This window comes from Nonomuraea sp. NPDC004702 (assembly GCF_053601695.1).
Genome location: NZ_JBSGCE010000156.1, coordinates 1 through 6,729 on the forward strand (window position 1 = coordinate 1; position 6,729 = coordinate 6,729).

General features: G+C 69.1%; 9 protein-coding genes. 3 read left to right on the forward strand and 6 right to left on the reverse strand.

All coding sequences use genetic code 11. The annotated features are described in order from the left end of the window. Window positions 1-709: 709 nt before the first annotated feature. A complete protein-coding gene (locus tag ACWEJ6_RS54010) occupies window positions 710-1,030 on the reverse strand; it encodes a hypothetical protein (RefSeq protein ID WP_357966825.1) in 321 nt (106 codons plus the stop codon). Window positions 1,031-3,153: 2,123 nt separating this feature from the next. On the opposite strand from ACWEJ6_RS54010, the gene ACWEJ6_RS54015 reads away from it, so the two are divergent. Next, a complete protein-coding gene (locus ACWEJ6_RS54015) occupies window positions 3,154-3,570 on the forward strand; it encodes a hypothetical protein (protein ID WP_387679741.1) in 417 nt (138 codons plus the stop codon). 162 nt (window positions 3,571-3,732) lie between these two features. Continuing rightward, entirely contained in the window at window positions 3,733-3,945 is a 213-nt protein-coding gene (locus ACWEJ6_RS54020; RefSeq protein WP_452433528.1) for a hypothetical protein, read from the forward strand. Between the two features lie 61 nt (window positions 3,946-4,006). On the opposite strand, the gene ACWEJ6_RS54025 is transcribed toward ACWEJ6_RS54020, so the two are convergent. Continuing rightward, the gene (locus ACWEJ6_RS54025) at window positions 4,007-4,165 is read right to left on the reverse strand and encodes a hypothetical protein (protein WP_452433529.1); all 159 of its coding nucleotides are present in this window, start codon (window positions 4,163-4,165) and stop codon (window positions 4,007-4,009) included. Window positions 4,166-4,533: 368 nt separating this feature from the next. Further along, a complete protein-coding gene (locus tag ACWEJ6_RS54030) occupies window positions 4,534-4,788 on the reverse strand; it encodes a winged helix-turn-helix domain-containing protein (RefSeq protein ID WP_452433530.1) in 255 nt (84 codons plus the stop codon). Between the two features lie 233 nt (window positions 4,789-5,021). On the opposite strand from ACWEJ6_RS54030, the gene ACWEJ6_RS54035 reads away from it, so the two are divergent. Beyond that, window positions 5,022-5,621 carry a hypothetical protein gene (locus ACWEJ6_RS54035; protein ID WP_452433532.1) on the forward strand — a complete coding sequence of 200 codons (600 nt, stop codon included), beginning with the start codon at window positions 5,022-5,024 and terminating at the stop codon, window positions 5,619-5,621. Between the two features lie 45 nt (window positions 5,622-5,666). Here ACWEJ6_RS54035 and ACWEJ6_RS54040 read toward each other — a convergent pair whose 3' ends face one another. From ACWEJ6_RS54040 to ACWEJ6_RS54050, 3 genes are all read right to left on the reverse strand, one after another. Beyond that, a complete protein-coding gene (locus ACWEJ6_RS54040) occupies window positions 5,667-6,104 on the reverse strand; it encodes a DUF6941 family protein (protein WP_452433533.1) in 438 nt (145 codons plus the stop codon). 20 nt (window positions 6,105-6,124) lie between these two features. Further along, window positions 6,125-6,439, reverse strand: a complete 315-nt coding sequence (locus ACWEJ6_RS54045; RefSeq protein WP_452433535.1) for a type II toxin-antitoxin system HicB family antitoxin — start codon at window positions 6,437-6,439, stop codon at window positions 6,125-6,127. Between the two features lie 8 nt (window positions 6,440-6,447). Further along, window positions 6,448-6,729: type II toxin-antitoxin system HicA family toxin (locus tag ACWEJ6_RS54050; RefSeq protein ID WP_452433536.1), on the reverse strand; the 282-nt coding region annotated here is incomplete at its 5' end.

Genomic DNA, 6,729 nt, shown 5'->3' on the forward strand with positions numbered 1-6,729 from the left:
ACCTGGGTCTCGCCTGGGGAATCACCCGCGGAGGCCATCGTCACACTAGCAGCCCCCCTTTACCGACGCGAACCTCCGGACCAGGCACGCGGCAACGAACACACCCCGGCGACGTCCGTCCACGCGGTGGCCGGAAGGGCTCTCCCGGCGGCCGCCGGCGACGCCCGTCCGTACGGCGAACGGGCGTGCCCCCGGCGAACGCCGGCGGCGCGCCTCCACGCGGTGAACGGACCCGCGCGGGAGACGGAGGGGTGTCCGCGGCGGACGCCGACGCAGCGGCGGAGAGGGCCCGCAGCGGACGCCTGCGCTCACCCGAAGGTGTCGCGCAGCCGAAGCCAGCGCAGTGGCGAAGCGGACAGAGTCGGACAGCCCTGGACGGACAGCCCTGGCTGACGGCCCTGGCGGACGGCCCTGGCGGACGGCCCCAGGGGGACGCGAGGGAGTGCGGTGGACAGCCGCGTGCCCCTGCAAGGGGAGCGCGTGCCCGGGTGGGCATGAGGGAGCGCGGTGGACACCCGTGCGACCGCGCAAGGGGAGCGTGCCGCACGGATGTCCGGCGAGGTGCCGCCCACCTCGACCGCGCTCCGGCTCCTCAGCGACGAGCCGCGCCCCACCCGCCCGCACCTCGGACCCGAGGGCGCATCCGAGCCCTGTCAGCCCCGCGCCTCGGACCTGAGGGGGCCCGGACCGGGCGGGGCCGGGCGGGGCCTCATGCCTGGCGTTCGTCGACGCCTACGGCGCCGACGCCGCTGCCCCAGCTTGCGCATTTGCCCTCGGACCGGCCCGAGGCGCCGGGCCCGAGCGTGATCCACGGGCCGACGACGTCCGGGCTCCAGCCGCACGTGATCACGGCGCGGTAGACCCAGGTCTGGCCGGTCGGGTTGTGGCAGTCGGCGCGGCCGACGTAGCCGTCCTCCGGGGCCCGGCCGCTGTTGCACTGGAGGCTGCCGGCCGAGGCGGGGGCGGACGGGATGACAAGCCCGGAAAGGACGGCGGCGACACCTGCGGCGAGTGCCAGTTTCCTGTTCATGTCGTCTTCCTCTTCTGCTCGTTCTGCTTGTGCTGCTCGGGGTTTCGGCGCTGGTCTGCGCTCGAATGCCAGGTAAGCGACCGGACGCCGGTGTCCAACAGCAGGGCGGACAGACTCGTCCGGAGTCGTCCACCCGCGAGCCTGACTCGGACGTCCCCGAAATCCCCCCGGACACGTACGGTCATCGTTCGTACACTGTCGGACAGAAGAAGGCCGGGTCGGGGAGAGGGGCGATGGGCGAGGACCAGGAAGGCGCGGAACCCGGCGTGGAGTCGGTGAGCTGTCACGAGGGTCTGGTGAGGCTCCTCGCCGAGCAGTTCGCGCGGGCGGACGTGTCGTTGCGGGAGCTCCAGGCGCGGGCGGACAGGGCGGGCGGGCCCCGGCTCCCCCGGGCGACCTGTGCGGACATGCTGGCCGGACGGCGGTTTCCGAAGAAGGCGGTGATGGTGACGTTCCTGCGGGCTTGCGGGGTGCCCGAGCATCGGGTGCCGGAGTGGGAGCGGGCCTGGGAGCGTGTGCGGATCAACCGCATGCCCCCGTCCGGCTTCCAGCTCACCCGGATGGCGTTGTCCCCCGACGTTCCGCCCTTCGAGTATTCCGGGGTTCCCGACGTCGCCTCCGTCCATCCGCACGCCGGTCCCCTCGGGGGGCTGCCTCAGCCGGGTGCCGCGCCTCCTGCGGGGCTGAGCCGGCCGGACGCCGTGCCCGTCGACGGCCGTGCCGAACTCGGCACGACGCCGCCTGGAGGCCCTGGCCAAGGGGCTGCACCTCTTGTTGGAGGCCCCGGCCATGGGGCTGCGCTTCCGGGATTCTCTGGGTTCCACGAAGGGGCAGAGGGCTCGACAGGCGCTCAGATGGCGAGAAATGGGGCACCTGAGGCATCTGCCCCGGCCGCAGCCCCAGCGGCCACGCCCGTCGCCCCCTCCGCCGGCGGCACTCTCCCCGTCGATGGCCCCCTGGTCAAGGACCCCCCAATCACAGGTCCCCCGGTCGCCGCACTTCCGGGCAGCGCACTTCCGGCGGGCGATCTCCCGGGCGGGGCTCTGCCCAGCGAGGGGCTGCCGGGCGGAGGGCTGCCGGGCGGAGCGCTACCGGGAGGGGGTCTGCCCGGCGCAGGACAGCCCGGCGCAGCACTGCCGGGAGGGGGTCTGCCCGGCGCAGGACAGCCCGGCGCAGCACTGCCGGGAGGGGGTCTGCCCGGCGCAGGACAGCCCGGCGCAGCACTGCCCGGCGAAGGGCTCCTGGCCCAGGGCCTGCCGGGCGAGGGTTTGCTGGGTGGGGGGCGGCCGGGTGAGGGGTCTCCAGTGGGTGAGGCTCCGGGAGGTGGCCTTTGGGCGAGCGGGATCCCCGTTGACGGGATTGCGGGAGGCGGGGTTTCCGATGGTCTGTCCAGTGGGGGTGTTGCCTTCGGCGCTTCCCCGATGGGCGCTCCCTCCGGCGGCGCGCTCCCAGCCGACAGGCTTCCCGCTGAGGGGAGTTCTGGTGGCGGGCCGCCTTCAGGCGGGGTCGGGGTCGCCCTGCCCGTAAGCGGTGTCCCCGCCGCCAGCGGGCTCCCCGCCGGTGTCGCTTCCCTGGTCGATGGTCTTCCCGCCGACGCTTCCCCGGTCGGCGGGGGGCCAGGCCTGCCGGCAAGTGGGGCAGCGGCTCCGGCGGGTGGGGCGGCCGTCACGGCAGACGGGGTAGCGACTCCGGCGAGCGGACTGGTGGCCCCTGCCGGTGAGGTGACCGTTCCGGCGGGTGGGGTGCCGGCCCCTGCGGGTGGGCCCGTTCCGGTGGGTGGGGTGGCGGCCCCTGCGGGTGGGCCCGTTCCGGCGAGTGGGGTGGCGGCCCCTGCGGATCGGATGGCCGTTCCGGCGGGTGGGGTGGCAACCCCGGCGGGTGGGGTGGCCGTTTCGGTGGGTGGGGTGGTGGTCTCTGCGGGTGGGGTGGGGGCGTCTGCTGGGGGGAGGTGGGGGCGGTGGCGGGGGGTTGGGATTGGGGCTTTGGTGGTGATGGGGGCGGTTGGGGTTGGGGTGGTGGTGGGGTTGTGGGTGGCGCCGCGGCATGTGCAGCCCTTCGCGCTCGGCCGCCCGGTCTCGGACGACGGGCGCGCGTTCGGCCACGGAGGATCGAGCCGGTTCACCGTGACCGTTGACCCCGCCAACACCGGCGTACGGCTGATCCGCCGCCTGGACGCCGGCATCTCCATGCAGCAGGCCGCCATCACCGTGAACGGCGCCCCCGCCGGCGTGTGGCACCCCCTGCCCGTCGAGAACACCTACCGCTGGCGGGACCAGTCCGTGGACCTGCCGCCGGCGCTGACCGCGGGACGCCGATCGCTGACCGTGCTCAACACCTTCGTCTCCTCCTCACTCGACTTCAACGAGTTCCTCTACGTCGTCAAACAGCAGGTGAGAGGCGTCTGGTCGATCGCCGACACCGTGGACGTGGGGCCGTACCACACCACCAGCGAGGCCGCCCACGGCTACCGGCTCACCGGCCCGCAGACCTTCGCCGACACCCGCCACTTCGCCTACCCGCCCCTCGACGAGACCGCCTAGCGCCGGGCAGCGAACCCGCGGAACGCCCCAACGCCGAGCAGGCGAAAGCTCCGGACGCTTCCCCGCGTCCGGAGCTTTCGGGTGTGGGCAACCAACCCTCACCGGCCTACTGCCCGCCGGTCCGCATTCTATGCTTTTGTCCGTTTTGCGTAGAGTTGTGGCGTGACACGCTGGCACGGCCCCCGCGGCATCCTCGTCGAGGTCATCACCCTCGGCGCGAGGCAGCGCATCAAGGTCACCCAGACGGTGAACGGCCGCCGCTACCTCCTCGGCTACTACGGCGCCATCGCCCAGATCGTCCACCACGTGGACCTCGCCGACCTGGTCGAGGTGATCGACCTCCCCGCCTTCGCGTCCCGAAAGGCCAGAACGTAAGAGCCGTACAACCGAAAAGCCGCCCCTCCCCGCACGGGGAAGAGCGGCTCGCCCGCAGGACCTACAGGTCCTTGCACCACATCCATTTGCCGTCGATCAGGCATTTGTGCCAGCCGTCGTTCGCCGGGTTCCACGCGTAGGCGGGACTGCTCGCCACGCTGATCGTCAGCACGGTCGAGACGGAGAGCAGGATCAGAGCCAGGCGCCCGGCGCACACCACGGGCCGCGAAGATGTTTCTCATGACCGTCATGGAACACGCCCGTGCTTGGAGCCTTCTTGGGGCTGACTGAAGCCCCGAGACAAGCGCCTCTCAACCCGCACAACGAAAAACGCCCGGCCCCAAGTCACCTTGGCCGGGCGTCGTATCTGCTCATTACAAGAGCCCCCAAACGGAATCGAACCGTTGACCTTCTCCTTACCATGCAGATTCGGCCGATGCGGGGACCAGCGCTTTCTGGTGTTGCCGCAGGTCAGAGTACGTAGATTTATCAGCCATCATCCGGCAACCGAGATCATTAACTGAAGATCATCGCGAATCCATCGCGAACGCGAAACCCCGCTCCGCCGCATGCTCACGTGATGGCCGATCAGCCGTCCTGAGTCGCGGGCCACTCCTCGGGCGGCGTCACGAACGTCCCCTGCGATTGGACCATGACGGCATAGCCTTCCGCTTCGAGGCATTCGAGCGCGTGCAGCGCAGTGTTCCGCCCCACCTCGAACTCCTGCATCACCGTGCGGATGGACGGCATGCGGCTCCGCGGTGGGTACTCGCCACTCACGATGCGGCTCCGTAGCGTCTCCGCGACGTGCTCCCACAAGTGCGGTGGTCGCCACTTGATCATGAACGGAACGCTAGTGGCCCCCCCAACACCCCAGTAAACCGGGCAAAACCCAGGTGGTCCTAGGTCGTCCCAGGTGTACCCATAAGTTACGTGGGTAAATGCGGATGAAGCGGTGGCGTGGGAGCAGGTCCCTTGCGGAGCTGTCGGGCCCACGCCGCCGCTCCCTCATGTACTCCAGAGCCAGCAATCGCGCGTCTTCTCTCGTCCGAACCTGCCGTCCCTGGAGTCACGTAATGCGCTTACGCCTCTATGCCGCCCTCACGACGCTGATCGGAACGACCCTGATCGCTGTCCCCGCGGACGCCGCCACCACCTACCGCGGAGACGGCGACTACGTCCAGCGCATCACCGCCACCACCACACCCGGCATAGCCAAAATCACCTACGACGGGGACGGTTACTTCTCCGTATGGGGATTGGATCGTTCCGGCAAGGAGCAGCAGCTCCTCGCCAACCACGTCGGCGCCTACGAAGGCACGGTCGCCTACAACAGCGACTCCGGCAACCGGCTCGCCGCACTCAAGGTAGGCGCCGACGCCCCCTGGACAATCAGGCTTCTCCCTCTCAGCAAGGCCCGCTCCTGGTCGGCCACCACCTCGGGCGACACCGACGACGTGCTCCGCCTGTCCTCACCCAGCCGTGGTTTCCACACGCTGCGCATCCGCTACACGGGCGACGGCTACTTCTCGGTGTGGGCGCTCGACGCGCGAGGCCGGCGCAGCGACCTGATCGCTAACAAGGTCGGCGCCTACAAGGGTAGTGTCACGCTCCCAGCTGGCACCCAGTACGCGGTAGTCGGCGCGGATGGCCCTTGGTCCATCGTCCGGCGTTGACTGCCGAACAGCCCCGTCCCCTTCCGGGGACGGGGCCGCCCTGGTCTAGGGTTCCGTGGTGCTTCTTTTGATGGCTTCGGTGATTCGGAAGTGCAGCGTCCAGTCCTTGTCCGCCCGCCCATCAATCTCGACCTGCCACACGTAGCTTCCTGGTGTCAGGTTGAGGTGTGCGTTGAACGCTACTGGCATGTTCAGGTCGTCCCCAGGAGCAGCATGCAGGGGCACGCCGACTTCGAACTCCCCTGCTGCCTCCAGGGGCGCCTCACCTAGAGGGCCTTGATGCGATACAGGCTCGCCCGCCTCTGTAAGGAGTCGCACTACAAACCTGATGGTCCGGGCAGCGTCTCTGCGTGGCACATGAAAGATCAACCCAACGCCGCATGACAGTCGTCCTGGGCTCGCTAGGTTCCAGCCGCCACCAGAGACGAACAACTTGCCATCCGCTACCTGCGCATGGTCGGCAAGCAACATTGTGACCCTCATGGCCACCAAGAGTAGACCGCTTATCCGATGACGATGTGAGGTTGAGCCGGTGCGAGGCTACTTCTTCGGGAGGAGCCGGCTGACACGGTCAGGGCATCCGCGATGCCGACGGCTGATTCCAGAAGGAAGCCCAGCAAGACTGGCCGCTCCTGGTCAAAGCGCTCGACGATCTGGACGTCCTCGGTGTCGAGGTAGAACGTCACGCCCTCGCGGGTCAGCTCGCGAACCTCTTCCAGGGTGGTTCCTGTGGCTACGAACGTTGAGAGGTCTTCGTCGGGGGACTCTGCCCACCAGGCATCGTCCTCATTGTGGTAGACGACAGTAACCTTACGCATCTGATCACCTACCCCAAGAGCTCCAAGGCGTCCGCCTCGGCTAGGCCAATCTCGTTAACAAGGTACTTGCGGATGATTCCAGGAGGAACGTCCGCTCCGTCATGAAATGAGAATAGTAGCGTGGGCAAGCCGACAGCCTTGAGGATCCGATGGGATCCCCTTTGGCGATCGATCTCGTACCCAAGGGGTTCCCGCATCAACACGGCAAGGAACTTGCCGGCCTTCATCGAGGGGAACTTGGCCATGGAACGGATGATTCCATAGACCACGCAAGGCTGCGGCTCGGACGG